An 18179-nucleotide genomic window follows, 5' to 3' on the forward strand; every position below is an offset into this window, starting at 1 on the left:
TCATGAACCGACCGATCAGCCATGCCCACGGCGCGCCCGTGGTCGACAACCTCAACATCCAGACCGCCGGCCCGCGCGGCCCCGCGCTGCTGCAGGACGTCTGGCTGCTGGAGAAGCTCGCCCACTTCGACCGCGAGGTCATCCCCGAGCGCCGCATGCACGCCAAGGGCTCCGGCGCCTATGGCCGCTTCACCGTCACCCACGACATCAGCCGCTACACGCGCGCCAAGCTGTTCTCGCGCATCGGCAAGACGACCGACGTCTTTCTGCGCTTCTCCACCGTCGCCGGCGAGCGCGGCGCCGCCGATGCCGAGCGCGACATCCGCGGCTTCGCCGTCAAGTTCTATACCGAGGAAGGCAACTGGGACCTGGTGGGCAACAACACGCCGGTGTTCTTCATGCGCGACCCGCTGCGCTTCCCCGACCTCAACCACGCCGTCAAGCGCGATCCCCGCAGCAACCTGCGCAGCGCGCAGAACAACTGGGACTTCTGGACGCTGCTGCCCGAGGCGCTGCATCAGGTCACCATCGTGATGAGCGACCGTGGCCTGCCCGACGGCTATCGCCACATGCACGGCTTCGGCAGCCACACCTTCAGCTTCATCAACGCCGACAACGAGCGCCACTGGGTCAAGTTCACCTTCAAGTCGCGGCAGGGCATCCGCAATCTGACCGACGAGGCGGCCGGCCGGCTCATCGCCGGCGACCGCGAGAGCGCGCAGCGCGATCTCTTCGAGGCCATCGAGCGCGGCGAGTTCCCGCGCTGGACGCTCTACGTGCAGGTGCTGAGCGAGGCCGCCGCGCGCGCGCTGCCCTACAACCCGTTCGACCTGACCAAGGTCTGGCTGCATGCGGACGCGCCGCTGATCGAGGTGGGCGAGCTCGAGCTCAACCGCAACCCCGAGAACTACTTCGCCGAGGTGGAGCAGGCGGCCTTCTCGCCGGCCAACGTGGTGCCGGGCATCGGCTTCTCGCCCGACAAGATGCTGCAGGCGCGGCTGTTCAGCTACGGCGACGCGCATCGCTACCGGCTGGGGGTGAATCACCATCAGATCCCGGTCAACGCGCCGAAGTGCCCCTACCACCTGTACCACCGCGACGGCGCGATGCGGGTGGACGGCAACGCCGGCGCGGCGCCGGCCATCGTGCCCAACAGCCGCGGCGACTGGGCCGACCATCCGCAGCTGCAGGAGCCGCCGCTGGCCATCGACGGGGCCGCCGCGCACTGGGACCACCGGCTGGACGACGACTACTTCACCCAGCCGGGTCTGCTGTTCCGCCTGATGGACCCGGCGCAGCGGCAGGCGCTGTTCGACAACACCGCCCGTGCCATGAACGGCGCCAGCCCGGACGTGCAGCAGCGCCACATCGACCACTGCACCCTGGCCGACCCGGCCTATGGCGAGGGCGTGCGCAACGCCTTGCTGGCGCTGCGCGGCTGAGTCACTGGTCCCCAGTCCCGAGCGCGCTCGTGCGTGTCGGCGCACGGAGCGCCGGGGCAGCCCTGAGCGCCGGCGATCCGGCGTCGACCTGAGGCCGGCGCGCCGACGCCTCGCGCCTCAGGAGACGGCGCGCGGCGCGCCCAGCAACTGCTGCATCACCCGCTCGAGTTCGTTGAACTCCACCGGCTTGACCAGGTGGGCGTCGAAGCCCGCGGCCGCCGTCGCCTCGCGGTCGGAGCGCTGGCCCCAGCCGGTGATGGCGATCAGCGCCAGTTCGTCCCTGGACGCCATCGCGCGCAGGCGCCGCGCGACCTCGGTGCCGGAGATGCCCGGCAGGCCGATGTCCAGCAGCATCACCCGCGGGCGCAGGCGCTCGAAGTGCCGCAGCGCGTCCTCGCCGCTGTAGGCCACCGAGGCGCGGTAGTGCGCGCCGCGCAGCACCTCGGCCAGCGTGTTGGCGCCGTCCACGTTGTCATCGACCACCATCACGCAGGGCGCCTCGGCGGCCGCGGTCTCCGCGCCCACCGCCGTCTCCGCGACCGCCGTGGGCGCCGCCGGGTCCTCGGCGCGCACCGTCCCGCCCGGCGCGAGGGGCAGCTCGACGATGAAGCGGCTGCCGTGGCCGACGCCTTCACTCTCCACGGCGATGCTGCCGTCGTGCAGCTGCACCAGCTGCTTCGACACGGCCAGCCCGATGCCCAGTCCCGAGGGCGCGGCGCCGCGCGCATCGATCCGCGTGAACAGCTCGAAGACGCGCGGCTGCATCTCCATCGCGATGCCGATGCCGCGGTCCGTCACGGTGATGCGGGCCCGGTCGGCCTCGGCGGCCACGTGCACCATCACCTCGCCGGGCTCGGGGCTGTACTTGGCGGCGTTGTCCAGCAGGTTGCCCAGCACCTGCTGCAGCCGCGTCGGATCGCCGTCCACCAGCACCGGCCGAGGCGGCAGCGAGAGCGAGACCCGGTGCTTCATCTCGCTGTACAGCGGCTCCACCGCTTCCAGCGCCTGGCGCACCACGGTGCGCAGGTCGATGAGCTGGCGCTTGAGCTCGACAACGTTGCGGGTGATGCGGCTCATGTCGAGCAGGTCGTCCAGCAGCCGGGCCATGTGGGCGGACTGGCGCGCGATGATGTCGGTCGCGTGGGCGCGGGTGGCCTCGGTGCCGGACTGCCGCAGCATCGCCACCGCGTAGCGGATCGGCGCCATCGGATTGCGCAGCTCGTGCGCGAGCGTGGCCAGGAAGGCGTCCTTGCGCTGGCTCTCGCGGCGCAGTTCCTCCTGCGCGGCGGACAGCTCGGAGACATCGACCGTCGCGCCGATCACGCGCTGCACCTGGCCGTCGTGGGCCTGGACGGGGCGCAGCGAGGTCAGCAGCTGGTAGGTCCGGCCGCCATGCGACACCTGCTGCGCCAGGTTCATCGGCCGGGCCGTCGCTACCGCCTCGCGGACGATCTCGGCGAACTGCGGCTCGCCGACCAGGCTGCCGACCTCGGCCCCGATCAGCGCCTCGCGCGAGAAGCCCATCGGCGTGTTGAAGGCCCAGGTGTAACGCCCCTGCAGGTCGCATTCCCAGGCCATCACCTTGCCGCTGTGCAGCGCCAGGTGGAAACGCTCCTCGGCCGCCTGGCTGGCGCGCAGCGCTTCCTGCTGGGCCGTCACGTCGACCGCGACGCCGTAGGCATGCGCCGCGCGGCCCTTGGCGTCGAGGCTGACGTAGCCGTCGAACTGCGTCCAGACCACCTCGGCGTTGTCCGGCCGCGTGATCGGGCAGGCCAGGCTGAAGCGGCCGCCGCTTTCGGTCGCGTAGCGGTAGCGCTCGCGGAAGCGCCCGGCGTCCTCGGCCGACATGTCGGCCAGCATGTCCTCCATCGTCGACCAATGGCGGCCGAAGAGCTGCTTCGCGCCGCCCGCGGTGTTGGCGAAGCCGGTGACCATGTCCCAGTCCCAGGTGACCATGCGGCCGGCGGCCAGCGCGAGGTTGAGGCGGCGCCGGCTGTTGCGCTCCTTCTGCATCAGCCGCCCGGCCCAGGCGGAAACCGAGGCGATCAGCGCGCCGGCGGCCAGGTACAGCACGACCAGCGTGGCGTCGGGCGGCGAGTTGACCGGGAAGATCTGGCCGATGGGCTCGATCCAGAAATAGAGGACGGCCAGCGCCGAGGCGGCGAGGAAGGCCAGCGCCGGCCCGAGGCCGCAGGCCAGGCCCACCAGGACCAGGGAAGGGAAATAGGGCAGCAGCGGTCCGCGGCCGTTGAGATAGGGCTGCAACTGCAGGTTGAGCCACGTCGCCGCGACGAAGACGAGCGCGGCGGCGGGCCAGCGCAACCAGTGCCTCTCGATGACCATGGAACCGACTCCGGGCTGGAACCTCCGGCGACGGCCGGCACGGGCGAGGCCTCCCGCCTCGGGCGGCGACGCGGTCCGCAGCATAACGGTCGCTGGGGCAACTTCCGTGCCCCGTACATCAGCGGGCGGGTGGGGCGCCGTACCGTCGCAGTCGCGAAAGGGGGAGAGGCTGGACCGACGCCGCGCGCGCCCGCGGCGGCCTCCCGGGCGCCGTGCGGAGGAAGGTGCGGCGGGGCGGGTCTCGCACGGGGTGACATTATTTGTCCCCTCCATCTGACAAAACCTGACCCTCATTTCGGCGGCAAGCGCCGGCGGCTACCTCTTTCGAATTAACGTTTTCGTTGTCGGATGGTGATGAATGTGTTTTTCGACGTCGGTTGTGACCGTCTGCAACCGGCACGTTCTCTGCATGAACGAGGCGAAAGTCCACCGGAGTTCCGCGCTCCGGTATTTCGTTTTCCGGATCTGCAGGAGCGTCATGCGCCACCCCGTTTCAGAGGCTGACCCGAAGTTGGCTTGCCCGCCCCCACCGCGCCCGTGGGGCCTCGTATTCACCGCCGTGGTCGCGCTCAGCGCCGCCGGCACGCTGGCGGGCTGCGGCGGCGGAGGCGGCTCCTCCGGGGATTCGACCGGCACCCCACCGGTCTCGGGCACGCCCGCCGCACCGCCACCCGCCGCGCCCGCGCCGCCGGCCTCCGCGCCCGTCGGCAGCGATGAACCCGAGCTGCCGCCCGCCGCGCCCGCCCCGCCGACCTTGCCCACCGGCACCGACAACGCCGCGCCCGCGCTGCCGCCGGCGCTGCAGCTGCCCGCCGGCCTGGACCTGAGCCAGCCCGGCGCCGCGGTCGCGGTCGTCAAGGCGAGCTCCAGCGCCACCGAGAACGACGCCAACGGCCCGGACAAGGCGATCGACGGCAACCTGGCCAGCCGCTGGTCCAGCAAGCCCGACGACAAGGCCTGGATCCAGTTCGACTTCGGCGCCAAGAAGCCGCTCGGCTATCTGAAGCTGGTGTGGGAGAACGCCTATGGCAAGGAGTACGCGCTGCAGGTGTCCGACGACGGCGAGACCTGGTACCAGCTGCGCTACGTGGCCGGCGGCAAGGGGGGCACCGAGGAATTCTTCAACCTGAACGCCAACGCGCGCTACCTGCGGCTGCAGGGCGTCGCGCGGGCCACGCAGTACGGCTACTCGCTGTTCGAGGTCAGCTTCGCCGCGCCCGGCAGCGACAACACGCTGCCGACGCTGAGCACCTCGGCCTTCCCGGTGCCGCCCGCGGGCGCGACGCCGGTGACGCCCGCCGCGCCGGCGCTGCTGGAGCAGGTGCAATTCACGCTGCCGGACGGCACGCTGGTGACCCGCTTCGGCTTCGTCGGCCGCTCGCGCCATGCGCGCGAGCGCGGCGAGGACTGGAACGAGGTCGGCTTCGGTCCCAACGACACCGTGGACGCCAACGGCAAGCCGCAGGACAAGGGCCCGGGCGCCTACCTGAACTTCATCTCCAACTACTTCAAGAACCGCACCTGGGGCGTCGAGTTCATCGACAACAGCCGCGTGGCCGGCGTCACCAAGCCCCGCATCATCGTCAACCAGTACTACCAGCAGGCGCAGCGCGGCGGCGGCCATTCCTTCTTCCGCCGCTTCGACGACGCTGGCGTCACCGGCTATGGCTGGATGTCGCCGGGCCGGCTGCTGGACAACACCACCTACACCGACGGCTTCAAGGACCTGACCTCCTGCCCGGTGGTGCCCAAGCCGCCCGAGGGCGCGCTGCTCAAGCCGACCTCCGGCTTCGCCGGCGTCATCGGCGCGAATGACGGCTGCTCGGTGGTGCTGGACAACGTGCCGGGCCACCAGGACGTGGCCGCCAACGCCAATGGCGTGCTGGTGCCCAACGGCGTCAACGTGCCCTCGCGCGACCTGAAGATCGGCGACGCGATCGAGTTCACCGGCTCCTTCTTCGCGAGCCGCGCGTCGATGGACGCGATCGGGGACAACGGCAACTTCCGCTACTACACCAACGAAGTGACCTATGTCGTGGGCACCGGCCTGCGCCCCTGGTACGGCGTGCAGCCGCGGCTGCTGAACGCGCCGCTGCCGGCCGAGACACTGCTCGGCGGCACCGGCTCGATCTCCTACGACTACGCCGACAACGCGACCTTCATGTTCCAGCAGCCCAACACGCAGATCGGGATGCAGAACATGCAGCGCTTCGTCGAGGGCCGGCGCTGGTTCCACACCAACATGTGGACCGGCGACCACAACGAGGCGGGCAACGACCGCAACACCGCCGCGGTGAAGCTGCAGGGGCCGCGCTTCAACCAGACCAACTGCTTCGGCTGCCACATCAACAACGGCCGCAGCCTGGCGCCGCAGGTGATCAACCAGCGCCTGGACACGATGGCGGTGCGCACCGCCGCGATCGGCGCGGACGGCAAGCAGCAGGCGCATCCGGTCTACGGGCTGGCGGTCCAGATGAATGCGCGCTCCCTCACCACGGGCGCGGCGCAGGACTGGGGCAACGCGGTGCGCGTGGCCGGCTTCGACACCCGGACCGTCACGCTGGCCGACGGCACGGTGGTGACGCTGAGCAAGCCGCGGATCCGCTTCGACGGCCCGACGCCGGCGGCCTATTCGCTGCGCAGCGCGCAGCCGGTGATCGGCCTCGGGCTGCTGGAGGCGGTCCCCGACGCCGACATCCTGGCGCGCGTGCGCAGCACGCCGGACGAGGACGGCGTGAAGGGCCAAGCCAACCTGGTCTACGACCCGGAGACCGGCCAGGTGCGGGTGGGCCGCTATGGCTGGAAGGCGACCAAGGTCAGCCTGCGCCACCAGACGGCCAATGCGGCGCTGCTCGACATGTCGGTGACCTCGCCGATCTATCCGAACCGCGACTGCCTGGCCGGCCCGGCGCAGTGCGACAAGAAGAAGGTGGAGAAGGGCCTGAGCGAGGATGAGCTGCAGCTGATCTCGCGCTACGTCGCCCAGCTGGGCGTACCGGCGCAGCGCAGCCTGGTCAGTGGCTTCCCGAAGGGCGTGACGCCGCTGTCCTACCTGGCGGTGGATCCGGTCAAGGTCGCGGCGGGCGCGCAGGTGTTCGCGAGCATCCGCTGCACCGCCTGCCACGTCGCCGAGATGAAGACCGGCCTGGCCAGCGAGCTCGCGGAGATGCGCAACCAGACGATCAAGCCCTATACCGACCTGCTGCTGCACGACATGGGCAGCGATCTGGCCGACAACCTGTCGGAAGACCAGGCCAGCGGCAGCCAGTGGCGCACCTCGCCGCTGTGGGGCATCGGCTATACCGAGGCGGTGGCCGGTCCCGCCGTGAAGGTGGGTTACCTGCACGACGGCCGCGCCCGCACGCTGACCGAGGCCATCGTCTGGCACGGCGGCGAGGCCGCGGCCAGCCGCCAGCGTTTCGTCAAGCTCAGCACCGCGGACCGGGAAGCCCTGCTGGCCTTCCTCAATTCGCTCTGAGGCGGGGCGGAGAATGGGCCTCCGGACCAAGTTCCGTGGAACAGGAGACCCTGATGACGCCTTTCCGATTGACGCTGATGGCGCTGGCGCTGGCCGCGGCGCCGGCGGCCAGGGCCGCCGGCCCGAGCTTCTCGTGCGCCAAGCCGGCCGGCCAGGCCGAGCGCATGGTGTGTGAGGACGCCGAACTCGCCCAGCTCGACCGGGAGGTCGCGCGGCTGTACGGCCTGGCGAGCACCGGCCCCGAGGCCCGGCGGCATCCGGAGTTGAAGGCGATGCAGCGCGGCTGGCTCAATGGCCGCGATGACTGCTGGAAGCGCGATGACCCGCGGCGCTGCGTCCGCGATGAATACGCGCTGCGCATCGCCGAGCTGCGCGCGCTGCCGGACGCGCGGCGCGAGGACCGGCGCGGCCTCGCGGTCGGGCCCTTGCCGCTGCGCTGCCCCACTGTCGACGGCGAGGTGACCGTCACCTTCGTCAACAGCGATCCGGGCGCCGCGGTGCTCAAGACCGCGCAGGGCAGCGTGGTGCTCGACCACCAGGTCAGCGCCTCTGGGGCGCGCTACGGCGGCCGGCTCGCGGACGGCGACTACCTCTTGTGGAACAAGGGCCGGGAGTTCCGTCTGGAACGGCCCGGCCTGCCCGCCGCGGACTGCACCGACGCCGCGGCGCGCTGAGCGCGCGGACGATCCGCTGAAGAGCGGGCTCTCGCGGCTGGCGAGGGCGGGGCTGGTGGTGGGGTTCAGGCGCTGAAGCGCAGCGATGGCACGCAGTCCTCCATCTCGGCCGAACTGGTCTCGGAGATCCGTCCGTCTTGAAGCGTCAGCGTGCGCTGGGTGCTGCCAATCGTTTCTGGTCGATGCGCCACCAGGATCCGGGTCATCCTCATGTCTCGAATATTTCCGGAGATGGCGCGCTCATTGCGAATATCGAGGTGGCTGGTCGCCTCGTCGAGCACAAGCACCCGCGGAAGCTTGTAAAGGGCCCTCGCCAGCAGGAGACGCTGCTTCTGTCCGCCAGAAAGTCCCACGCCGCCTTCCCCTAGCAGAGTGTGATAACCCATGGGCATCCGCACGATGTCGTCATGGATGCTTGCCCTCCGGGCGGACTCCTCAATCAGGGGACGTTGAACGGCCGGGTCGTAGAACGAGATGTTTTCGGCGATGGAGCCGGATAGCAGCACATCTTCCTGCATGACCGCCCCCAACTGCCGCCGGTAGTTTCTTAGGCCTAGCTGACGGACAGGGATGCCTCCATAAAGCACATCGCCGGACGTGGGCTCCAGCAGACCTAGCATGATCTTCAGGATGGTCGTCTTTCCAGATCCGCTCGGTCCGCAGATCGCGACAGATTCCCCTGCGCAAATCTTGAAGCTGACGCCTTTCAACACCGAAGGGGCAGACGCGGAGTGCTTGAAGTGGACGTTGCGGAACTCGATGGAGGCCTCCAGGTGGGCGAGGTCCATGCTCTCGGAGATGTCCTTCTCCTTGGGTTCGAGAACGATGTCGCCCAAGCGTCCGAGATACAGAGGCAGCAGACGAAGATCCATCACGAAGTCGATCAGCGCCGACATCCGGGACGTGAACTGCAGCTTGTAGCCAATGAACGCCAGCAACAGGCCGATCGTGAAGCTCCCCCCGGAGCTGCTCTTGTCCAGAACCATCTTGGCGCCCAGCCAAAAGATCACCAGATTCTCTATGCCGAAGATTGCTTTATTGGCTGCTCCGGTGACAACAGTGATGAATGCAGAACGTGTGTCGAAGTTCTGAACATCAACCAGCAGGTTCTGCCACTTCATTCTTCGTTCGTCCAGACGATCGAACAGGCGAAGCGGTATGACGGCGCGAAGGGTTTCGACAAAGTAGCTGCTCTCTCGGGCAGCCAAGGTCAATCGTCCGGCTTCCGTGGCCCGCATCCAATTCAAGGTAAGCAAACGCGAAACGCTGTAGGCGGCGACGGCAATGCAGACCACCGCAGCCAGTTGGGGCGACAGCATGAACATCATCACCAATGCGGCCAGCGCCATGACGCCGTCCATCGCGCCTTCGACGGCCGAAGTCGTGAGCATTTTCTGGATCGAGCCCAGCGTGCTAAAGCGGGAGAGGATGTCGCCGATATGGCGCTTCTCATAAAAAGACGTGGAAAGTCTGAGCAGATGGCCGAAGACGTTGTTCGTCCATTGCAGGCTGAAAGTCTGGCTCATCACCAGCAACGCCCACGAGCGAAAGTATGAAACGCCGGTTTGTACGGCCAGTAGCAGGGCATAACCCAGGACGATCACACTGAGGAGATTCTTGTCGCCCGACACCAGGACGTCGTCGACGATCAATTGGCTCATCAACGGCGACGCAAGATTGATCAGCTCCAGGAAGACGGAGAGGATAAGTATTTGAGCGAGCGTGCGTTTGAGATTCCTGACCCGACCGGTCAAATGGCGCAGCGGCACTGCGGGGGACGGCTTCTTTTGCTTGAACTCGCTGTTCTTTTGAAATTCGACCGCGACGCCAGTGAAGCTCTTTTCAAATTCGGAACGGTTGACGCGGACATGGCCGACCGCGGGGTCCATGATGCTGCAACTGCGTCGGCCGACTTTCTCGAGCACCACGAAGTGATTCATGTTCCAGTGCAGCACGCATGGGAGTTCCAGGTTGGAAAGCTCGTCCATCTCCAGTCTGATGGCACGCGCGGACAAACCGAGCTCGGAAGCGATCCGGGAAAGGCCCAGGACGGTCAGGCCCTTGATGCTTTGGGGGAAACGGTGGCGAAGTTCGGAAAGTTCAAAGGATGCGCCCATCCGATTCAAGACGGTGGCCAGGCAAGCCAAGCCGCATTCACCGGCTTCCGATTGAAGATAAGCCCGCAAAGCAGTGGTTCCTAGAGAATAAAGATTGGCCCGAGCAGACCGTCGGAAGGATCCGCCGCGAGTCGTTCAAACGTTTCAGGCGCTGTCGACGATTGGATTCGAATCCCATATCTGGAAAGATCGAGCGGCCTGACAAGTAACCAATCGCGAGCTTTGCCATCCTTGGCGCCTCGATCGGTTCTCTGGGAAAGGGTGATGAGTTCCTTGAGGCGCGGGTATTTGGCCATGTATTCCTGGTCTTCACGCGCGACTCGCCAGAGAGTCAGATAGTTGGACAGTCCCCATTGCGTCAGGCCGTCGAGGAGCGACGATTGCTGAAAGCAGGCCGAGGGGCTGCCGTGGAATCCAATGGTCGCATTGACGAGTCGGACCTCCTTGGCGGCCGGCAACAGATAATTGGCGCAGGCGGACATGCAGAATCCGGCGACGCGCAGCGATAAGCCGGAGGTCTCCAGGAGCCGCGCAATCCGCATTGCGGCGACCGCGTCGCCACCGAAACTGTTGATCTCGAGCGTCCTGATTCCACTCGTTTCGTGAATTCTCCTGGCCAGTGCGTCCGGGGTGCTGGCATCGATTCGGCCCTCGAGCCGGATGGTGTCGTTGCCAGTCGAGGTGCCGGTGCTCAAGCGCGCGACTGAACGAATCGCCTGGAAATACTCGCGCGTGGCCGCCGCTCCACCTGCCAACTGTTGGAACGAGTGAATTCTCTTGGCGACCTCAAGGTCCGTCGGCGGGGTTTGTCCACAGAGTCCGACCTGGATCCTGGTTGAATCATCGGGCACCGCGGCGGCTCCCAGAGGAAATATCGTCAGGGCGGCGAGGAGTGGGATCGACTGGAACGATTTCATTTTTCCTTTGAAAGAAGCCAGATTCGGAAGAGTATCTCCGAATCTTGGCTCGGCTTCCCTACGTCTTACTCTTCTTCATTGATGTCGTGACCGTCGCCGCCACCGCCACCGCCACCGCCACCGCCACCGCCACCGCCACCGCCACCGCCACCGCCATCCCCGCCGCCACCGCCATCCCCGCCGCCGCCTTCACTGCCGCCCCCTTCGCCGCCGCCATCCGTGTCCCCGCTGCCGCTCGTACCTGTGTTGTCGCCGGAGGAGCCGGAATCCGGGTCGCTGGAATCGTGGACCACCGGATTGCCGGTTTCATCCAGGACCGGATCGCCGTTTTCGTCTGTTTCGACGGTCTTGCCATCCGTTTCCACCGTAGGGTGGCCGTTTTGGTCAGGGGTGCACTTGTAGTTGTATTTGTTGCCGTCGATCGTGATCTCGAGCTCGCTGCCTTTGTCAATGCATTTCCCGCCGAGATCCTCTAGCGTCTTCAAGGGGCCGACCTCCACCGTTCCGTTGTTCCCCTTGAAGAACTGCCATATCGAGACCAAAGCCGCTACGCCACCGATAATGGTTGCGGCGGCGATCAATGCGGGCAAGATGCCGCCACCGACCTGATCCTGTTCTTCGATTGTCAACTCTCTCATTTTCTGATCCTCAGCGTTTTGCTATATTTGACGCGCCAATCGGCGATTGTTCCGGAAAGCCTCCGGCGGGCACTGCACGATCTCTCTTCAGGTGCTACGCCGAAGCGCGAGGAGGGGCTCGAACAACCACTCCCAAAGGTATCGCTGTTCTAGGTGAACCTGGCCGATCAGGCTCATCCCCGCCTTGAGCGCGATATCCTGGCCTCCCGCCTTCATGCGCTGTGACGGCAGTTCGACCTGGATGCGGTAGAGCGGTTCTCGGTTTGGATTGCTCGAGAAAATGCTTTCCGCTTGACCAGGGGGAATGTCCTGCGGATTGATGGGGCTTGTTCCCACGGAAAGGACCTTTCCTTCTATCAGGCCGAATTTCTGATAGGGGAAGGCTGCATACTGCATGGCAACAGTTTGGCCAGCTTCGATGAATCCGATCGTCTGGCTGTTGGCGTAGAGGCTTGCTTCAAGAGGTCGATGTTCGGCTTCGGAGGGGAGTAGGGTCACCACGGCGACGCCAGCCGCCGCATATTGGCCCACCAGCACATTGATATTGACCACCCGGCCGGCATGAGGCGCTTCGATGAGCCAGCCGTTGCGCGCTGCGGTCTCCTTCTCCTCCTGATCCAGCAGTGCTTGGTCACCTGAGTTCTTCGCTGCGGCGGTTGAAAATGCACCCTGGTTTGCGGCGAGGTCCGCCTTGGCTCCATCGATCAATCGATGTGCGTTCTCGATCTGATGGAGAATCGAACGTTCCCTCAGTTCCAGATCAAGCAGTTCTTCTTCTTTTTGTTGCAGGTTGATCAGTGGCATGAAGCCCTGTTCGGAGAGCTCTCGGTATCGCTTGACCGTCACCCGAGCGAGTTTTACTCGCTCCTTGCTGTTGTCAAGATCGGCCTCGAAGGTGGCGACTTCAAGTGAAAGACTCCGCAATTGGCGAGACAGGCTTTCCTGCCGCTGTAAATACTGGGAGCGGGTAGCCTCAATGTCGTCGATCAATGCTCGCTTGCGTTTAGCGATGGATTGGGCTTGCAGTTGACTCAACCGACCGCTTTCCGTGGATTTGTCAACTTGAAGGCGCACGAGCGGAGTTCCGGCCTCCACGTCCGAACCTTCCGAGACAAAGGTCTCGACGACGGTGGCTGATTCCGGAGAATAGATATTTATAATGCCGCCAAGCGGCACGAGAACCCCTGGAAGGCTCACTTTCCTGTCGTAGGTTGCCGTGATCAGGAATGTCACTGCCGAGATGATGACGAGTACCGCGAAAAGGGTCATCAGACCCAGGCTGGGCATTGCCGCGATCCGGACGTCACCCGGAATCTCGTGGTTCAGTCGATCGTGGTAATCCGACCTGAAGAGGTGTGTTCCCATCCCTGGAATCGTCGTTTTGATGGTTTGCGGACGAGCCGTTTGGCCGCGATATTAGTGGAGCGGTCGGAGTTGGGTGTTAAGCGCCCGTTCTGGTATCTCGTTCAATCTACTGTAAGGGTTTACATATTGACGGGAAGCATCCATTAAACTCCGTCCATTCTTCAATGGAGGGGCGGATGCGGGGAGTGGAGATGGTGATTCCGATAGCCGCAGCAGGGCAGGGACCGGTTTGGACGGTGCGCCGCGCGCTGCCCTCGGATGCCGAGCAGATCGCCGCGCATGCGTGTTATCGGGAAGAGGACGCCGCGCGGCGCGCTGGCTATGCGGAATGGGTACGGCCTCGCATTGGCAGCCGCCGCTACATCGGCTTTTTCGCCATGCATGAGGGCCGGGTGATCGGCGGCGCGGGCGTCGTGCTGCTGGACTGGGGCCCGACGCGGGCGAATCCCGCTGGGCAGATGGGGCGAGTCGCCAACGTCCTCACCGACGCAGCGCTCCGCGGCCGCGGCATCGCGACCGATCTCGTCGCGCGCGCGATGGCCGCCTGCGAGGCGCTCGGCGTTCGTGAGTTCAACCTCGGCGCGACGCCGGAAGGCAAGGGCCTTTATCGATCGCTCGGCTTCGTCGAGTACCCGGCTGAAATGCGGCGGCGAGTGACGGCTGCACCATGAAAAACGGCGCCCCTCGGGGCGCCGCTGCGTCGAATGAGCCGTCCGCTCAAGCCGGCTTGACCAGCAGCGAGCGCGCCCAGGCGTCCGCCTCGCGGGCCGGCGTCTGACCGCTCGTCTTGACGCGGTCCAGCAGCTCGGCGACGCGACCGCGGATCTGGCCGACCTCGGCCATCACCGCCGATTCCTCGCCTTCGTTGCGGAACTCGCGCGCGACGCTGATGATGCCGCCGGCATTCACCAGGTAGTCCGGCAGGTAGGTGATGCCGCGGGCCTGCAGCGCATCGCCGTCGGCGGCGGTGGCCAGCTGGTTGTTGGCGGCGCCGGCGATCAGCTGGGCCTTCAGCGCCGGGATCGACTGCGCGTTCAGCGTCGCACCCAGCGCGCAGGGCGCGACCACGTCGACGTCCGCCGCCAGGATCTCGGTCACGCTGACGGCCGTGGCGCCCAGCTCGGCCTGCGCGCGCGCGACCTTCTCGGCATTGACGTCGGCGACGACCAGCTTCGCGCCGGCCCGGTGCAGGTACTCGGCCAGGTGCCAGCCCACCGCGCCCAGGCCCTGCAGCGCCACGCGCACGCCCTCGAGCGAGTCGCGGCCCAGCACGCGCTTGACGCCTTCGTCGATGGAGACGAACACGCCGTAGGCGGTCTTCGGGCTGGGGTCGCCACCGAAGGCGCCGTCACGCGGGATGCCCGACACATACGAGGTGTGGGCCATCATGCCCTTCATGTCGGCCGTCGTCGTGCCGACGTCCTCGGCCGTGATGTAGGCGCCTTGCAGCGACTGCACCGCACGGCCGAAGGCCGCGAACAGCGCCGCGCGGTCGAAGTCGCCTTGCGGCTTCAGGATCACCGCCTTGCCGCCGCCGAAGGGCAGGTTGGCCAGTGCGTTCTTCAGGCTCATGCCCTGCGACAGACGCAGCGCGTCGTTCAGCGCGGCCAGCTCGTTGTCGTAGCTCCAGAAGCGGCAGCCGCCGAAGGCCGGGCCGCGCGCGGTGCTGTGCACCGCCAGGATCGCCTTCAGGCCGGTCACCGGGTCGGCGGCCAGCAGCACGCGTTCGTGCGGGGCCTGGTCGGGCAGGCCGAAGAGCGAGGAGGGGAGGGAATCGGACGAGCCGGCGGCCAGCGCGCGGGCGATGTCGGTCAGGGCGTTCATGGGTGAACCTGCACTTGTGATGCTTGAAGGAAACCGGCGCCGCGGAGGGCGCCGTGCGGCCCGCAGGCGCTTGTGGCGCATGGGGGGTCGCCAGTGTAAGCGGTGCCCCCGCCGGGACCGACGTCGCGCCCCATCGCCCCCTCCTGGGGACGGGCACCCCCTTGGCGGGTCCCCCGGGCCCGTGATACACCTGCGCGCACAACTTGTGCGCAAGACGCACGCCCAGGGAGGGCACCGTGTCAGACAACCCCGCCGACGACCGGTTCCGGTCGATCGTCGAGGCGATCCCGAACGCCATCGTCCTGGTGGACCGGGAGCGCCGGATCCGGCTGGTCAACCGCAAGGCCGAGGAACTCTTCGGCTACGCGCGCGAGGACCTGCTGGGCGCGACGGTCGAGACGCTGATACCGACGCGTTTCCGTGAGGGCCATCCCCGCCAGGTGGACGATTTCTTCACGCGGCCCGAGACGCGCGCCATGGGCGCGGGCCGCGACCTCTTCGGCCGGCGCAAGAACGGCGAGGAAGTGCCGATCGAGATCGGCCTGAGCCCCATCGACACCGCCGAGGGCCTGTGCACGCTGGCCGCCATCATCGACATCACCGAGCGCAAGCGCGCCCAGGAGCGCTTCGAGCTGGTGGTGGAGGCCTCGCCCAGCGCGATGATCATGATCGACGCGGCGCGCCGCATCCGGCTGGTCAACCGGCGGGCCGAGGAGATGTTCGGCTACGCGCGGGCGGAATTCCTCGGGCAGCCGATCGAGATGCTGGTCCCCGAGCGCTACCGGGCCGGGCATCCGGGCCACGTGGCGTCCTTCTCCAGCCGGCCCGAGGCGCGGCCCATGGGCGCGGGCCGCGAGCTCTTCGGGCTGCGCAAGGACGGGTCGGAGATGCCGGTGGAGATCGGCCTGACGCCGATCGACGCGCCCGATGGGCATTACGTCGTCGCCTCCATCATCGACATCACCGAGCGCCGCCGCAGCGAGGACGAGCTGCGGCGCAGCAATGCCGAGCTGGAGCAGTTCGCCTACGTGGCCTCGCACGACCTGCAGGAGCCGCTGCGCATGGTGGCCAACTACACCGAGCTGCTGGCGCAGCGCTATGCCGGGCAGATCGACGACCGCGCCGACAAGTACATCCGTTATGCCTCCGACGGCGCGCGCCGCATGCAGCGCCTGGTGGCGGACCTGCTGGCGTACTCGCGGGTGGGCTCGCAGGGCAAGCCGCTGGTGCCGGTGGAGGCGGACCAGGTGCTGCAGGCGGTGACGCATGCGCTGCAGCGCCTGCTGCGCGAATCGGGCGGCCTCGTCGAGAGCGACCCGCTGCCGCGCGTGTCGGCCGACGAGGGCCAGTTGCATCAGCTGCTGCAGAACCTCATCAGCAACGCGATCAAGTTCCGGTCGGAGGCGCCCCCGCGGGTGCGGATCACGGCGCGGCCGCAGGGGCAGCGCTGGCTGTTCCAGGTCAGCGACAACGGCATCGGCATCGACATGCAGTACGCGCAGCGCGTGTTCCAGATGTTCCAGCGGCTGCACGAGCTGGGGCGCTACGAGGGCAGCGGCATCGGCCTGGCCATCGCCAAGCGCATCGTCGAGCGCCACGGCGGCACGATCTGGATCGACTCCGCGCCGGGCCAGGGCAGTACCGTGTCCTTCACCCTGCTGGCGGCGCGCGCCGAAGGAGCCTGAGCCCCATGAGCCAACCGCTGAACATCCTGCTCATCGAGGACAACCCCGGCGACGCCGACCTGGTGGCCGAGACGCTGGAGCACAGCCGGCTGCGCCTGGACATCGCGGTCGCGGTGGACGGCGCGCAGGCGCTGTCGCGGCTGCTGCGCGAGCCGCCGTATGAAGCGGCCGAGCGGCCCGACCTCATCCTGCTGGACCTCAACCTGCCCAAGCTGAGCGGGCGCGAGGTGCTGGCGCGGATCAAGGCCGAGCCCGAGCTCAAGGAGATTCCCGTGGTGGTGCTGACCTCCTCCGACGCCGAGCACGACATCGTCAAGAGCTACCAGCTGGGCGCCAACTGCTACGTCACCAAGCCGGTGGGGCTGGTGGCCTTCCAGTCCATCGTGCAGGCGATCGAGGGCTTCTGGTTCACCGTGGTGAAGCTGCCATGAGCGCGCTGCCCGACGACCTGGGCCGGGAGCCGCGCCGCGCGCCGCTGCCCATCCTGCTGGTGGAGGACAACGACGGCGACGCCGACCTGATCACCGACCTGCTGGCCGAGGCCACGCCCGCGGCGCCGCGCCCGGTGATGCGGGCGACGCGGCTGTCCGAGGCGGTGGCGCTGCTGGAGCGGCACCGCGTCGCGGCCGTGCTGCTGGACCTGCACCTGCCCGATGCCGCCGGCATCGAGTGCGTCAGCGCGGTGCGCGCGCAGGCGCGCGACACGCCGATCGTCGTGCTCACCGGCATGGAGGACGACGCGCTGGCGATGTCCTGCATGACGGCCGGCGCGCAGGACTACCTGTCCAAGCAGGACGTGCGGTCGCGCACGCTGGTGCGCGCGATCGACTATGCCGAGGCCCGCAGCCGCGAGGCGCGCGTGCGCATGCGGGCCCAGGCCCTGCGCCTGCGCAGCGCGGAGCTGGAACTGGAGAACAAGCGCATCCTGGAGATCAGCCGCCACAAGGGACGGCTGCTGGCCAACATGTCGCACGAGCTGCGCACGCCGCTGAACGCGGTGATCGGCTTCTCGCAGCTGATGGCGGACGGTGCGTCGACGTTGCCGGCGGAGCGGGTGCGCAACTACGCGGGCCACATCCTGTCCAGCGGCCGGCATCTGCTGGACCTGATCAACGACATCCTGGACCTGGCGCGGCTGGAGGCGGTCGGCCTGGAGCTGCATCCCGACCGGACCAACGTCGCCGAGGTGGCGCGCGAGGTGGTGGACGTGGTGACCGGCAGCTTCGCCGACAAGCCGCTGGCGGTGGACATCGAGATCGACGATCAGCTGGGCCTGGTCTGGACCGACACGCTGCGGCTGCGGCAGGTGCTCTACAACTACCTGTCCAACGCCTGGAAGTTCACGCCCGAGGGCGGACACCTGACGGTGCGGGCGGCGCCTTGCGGCGACCAGCGCTTCCGGGTCGAGGTGGAGGACACCGGGCCGGGCATCGCCGAGGAGGACCTGGCCCGGCTGTTCACCGAGTTCACGCAGCTGCCCTCGACGGCCCGCCGCCAGTACCCCGGCACGGGGCTGGGCCTGGCGCTGACCAAGCGCATCGTCGAGGCCCAGGGCGGCCGCGTCGGCGCGAACAGCGAGGTCGGGCGGGGCTCCACCTTCTTCGCGGAGCTGCCCGACCCCGAGACGCCCGGCGAGGCGTCGCCGCCGGCCGGGCCCGCCGAAGCGCGTTGACCAGCGCGACGCGGGTCGGTGCCC

General features: G+C 67.5%; 13 protein-coding genes. 7 read left to right on the forward strand and 6 right to left on the reverse strand.

Annotated features, from left to right (window positions below):
• The first annotated feature begins 2 nt into the window (after nt 1–2).
• Nucleotides 3–1442, forward strand: coding sequence for a catalase (locus tag BM393_RS22590; RefSeq protein ID WP_091733248.1), 1440 nt, complete (start codon nt 3–5; stop codon nt 1440–1442).
• A gap of 117 nt (nt 1443–1559) precedes the next feature.
• Here the strand turns inward: BM393_RS22590 and BM393_RS22595 are convergent, their stop codons facing one another.
• On the reverse strand, nt 1560–3785 hold the full coding sequence (locus BM393_RS22595; RefSeq protein WP_175538468.1) for an ATP-binding protein: 2226 nt from the start codon (nt 3783–3785) through the stop codon (nt 1560–1562).
• Nucleotides 3786–4344: 559 nt separating this feature from the next.
• On the opposite strand from BM393_RS22595, the gene BM393_RS22600 reads away from it, so the two are divergent.
• Both BM393_RS22600 and BM393_RS22605 read left to right on the forward strand, forming a co-directional pair.
• The gene (locus BM393_RS22600; protein WP_254783572.1) at nt 4345–7263 is read left to right on the forward strand and encodes a di-heme oxidoredictase family protein; all 2919 of its coding nucleotides are present in this window, start codon (nt 4345–4347) and stop codon (nt 7261–7263) included.
• Between the two features lie 53 nt (nt 7264–7316).
• On the forward strand, nt 7317–7937 hold the full coding sequence (locus tag BM393_RS22605) for an MliC family protein (RefSeq protein WP_091733254.1): 621 nt from the start codon (nt 7317–7319) through the stop codon (nt 7935–7937).
• Between the two features lie 65 nt (nt 7938–8002).
• Here BM393_RS22605 and BM393_RS22610 read toward each other — a convergent pair whose 3' ends face one another.
• The 4 genes from BM393_RS22610 to BM393_RS22625 form a co-directional block, all read right to left on the reverse strand.
• Nucleotides 8003–10123: a peptidase domain-containing ABC transporter gene (locus tag BM393_RS22610; RefSeq protein ID WP_091733256.1), complete on the reverse strand. Its 2121-nt coding sequence runs from the start codon at nt 10121–10123 to the stop codon at nt 8003–8005.
• 11 nt (nt 10124–10134) lie between these two features.
• A complete protein-coding gene (locus BM393_RS22615; RefSeq protein ID WP_091733258.1) occupies nt 10135–10971 on the reverse strand; it encodes a hypothetical protein in 837 nt (278 codons plus the stop codon).
• A 65-nt stretch (nt 10972–11036) separates the two neighbouring features.
• A complete protein-coding gene (locus BM393_RS25865; RefSeq protein WP_091733260.1) occupies nt 11037–11609 on the reverse strand; it encodes a hypothetical protein in 573 nt (190 codons plus the stop codon).
• Nucleotides 11610–11696: 87 nt separating this feature from the next.
• Nucleotides 11697–12974 carry an HlyD family secretion protein gene (locus BM393_RS22625; RefSeq protein WP_091733262.1) on the reverse strand — a complete coding sequence of 426 codons (1278 nt, stop codon included), beginning with the start codon at nt 12972–12974 and terminating at the stop codon, nt 11697–11699.
• A gap of 191 nt (nt 12975–13165) precedes the next feature.
• On the opposite strand from BM393_RS22625, the gene BM393_RS22630 reads away from it, so the two are divergent.
• Entirely contained in the window at nt 13166–13645 is a 480-nt protein-coding gene (locus BM393_RS22630) for a GNAT family N-acetyltransferase (protein ID WP_175538470.1), read from the forward strand.
• Between the two features lie 46 nt (nt 13646–13691).
• Here BM393_RS22630 and BM393_RS22635 read toward each other — a convergent pair whose 3' ends face one another.
• Entirely contained in the window at nt 13692–14798 is a 1107-nt protein-coding gene (locus tag BM393_RS22635) for a Glu/Leu/Phe/Val dehydrogenase dimerization domain-containing protein (RefSeq protein ID WP_091733266.1), read from the reverse strand.
• A 236-nt stretch (nt 14799–15034) separates the two neighbouring features.
• Between BM393_RS22635 and BM393_RS22640 the strand changes: the two genes are divergently transcribed.
• Genes BM393_RS22640 through BM393_RS22650 form a run of 3 tightly spaced genes read left to right on the forward strand, consistent with a single transcriptional unit; the run spans nt 15035 to nt 18155 of the window.
• Nucleotides 15035–16483 carry a PAS domain S-box protein gene (locus tag BM393_RS22640; protein ID WP_217648503.1) on the forward strand — a complete coding sequence of 483 codons (1449 nt, stop codon included), beginning with the start codon at nt 15035–15037 and terminating at the stop codon, nt 16481–16483.
• A 5-nt stretch (nt 16484–16488) separates the two neighbouring features.
• A complete protein-coding gene (locus tag BM393_RS22645; RefSeq protein ID WP_091733268.1) occupies nt 16489–16914 on the forward strand; it encodes a response regulator in 426 nt (141 codons plus the stop codon).
• Nucleotides 16911–18155, forward strand: coding sequence for a hybrid sensor histidine kinase/response regulator (locus BM393_RS22650; protein ID WP_091733270.1), 1245 nt, complete (start codon nt 16911–16913; stop codon nt 18153–18155). The genes BM393_RS22645 and BM393_RS22650 overlap by 4 nt, the downstream gene beginning before the upstream one ends.
• The last annotated feature ends 24 nt before the right edge of the window (nt 18156–18179 follow it).

It is taken from the genome of Mitsuaria sp. PDC51 (assembly GCF_900113225.1).
Taxonomy (GTDB): Bacteria; Pseudomonadota; Gammaproteobacteria; order Burkholderiales; family Burkholderiaceae_C; genus Roseateles.

Bases quoted from the DNA above. Each gene is read 5' to 3' on its own strand.
- BM393_RS22625 (WP_091733262.1), bottom strand. From the start codon at position 12,974: ATGGGAACACACCTCTTCAGGTCGGATTACCACGATCGACTGAACCAC.
- BM393_RS22615 (WP_091733258.1), bottom strand. From the start codon at position 10,971: ATGAAATCGTTCCAGTCGATCCCACTCCTCGCCGCCCTGACGATATTT.
- BM393_RS22590 (WP_091733248.1), top strand. From the start codon at position 3: ATGAACCGACCGATCAGCCATGCCCACGGCGCGCCCGTGGTCGACAAC.
- BM393_RS22630 (WP_175538470.1), top strand. From the start codon at position 13,166: ATGGTGATTCCGATAGCCGCAGCAGGGCAGGGACCGGTTTGGACGGTG.
- BM393_RS22645 (WP_091733268.1), top strand. From the start codon at position 16,489: ATGAGCCAACCGCTGAACATCCTGCTCATCGAGGACAACCCCGGCGAC.
- BM393_RS22605 (WP_091733254.1), top strand. From the start codon at position 7,317: ATGACGCCTTTCCGATTGACGCTGATGGCGCTGGCGCTGGCCGCGGCG.
- BM393_RS25865 (WP_091733260.1), bottom strand. From the start codon at position 11,609: ATGAGAGAGTTGACAATCGAAGAACAGGATCAGGTCGGTGGCGGCATC.
- BM393_RS22650 (WP_091733270.1), top strand. From the start codon at position 16,911: ATGAGCGCGCTGCCCGACGACCTGGGCCGGGAGCCGCGCCGCGCGCCG.
- BM393_RS22635 (WP_091733266.1), bottom strand. From the start codon at position 14,798: ATGAACGCCCTGACCGACATCGCCCGCGCGCTGGCCGCCGGCTCGTCC.
- BM393_RS22595 (WP_175538468.1), bottom strand. From the start codon at position 3,785: ATGGTCATCGAGAGGCACTGGTTGCGCTGGCCCGCCGCCGCGCTCGTC.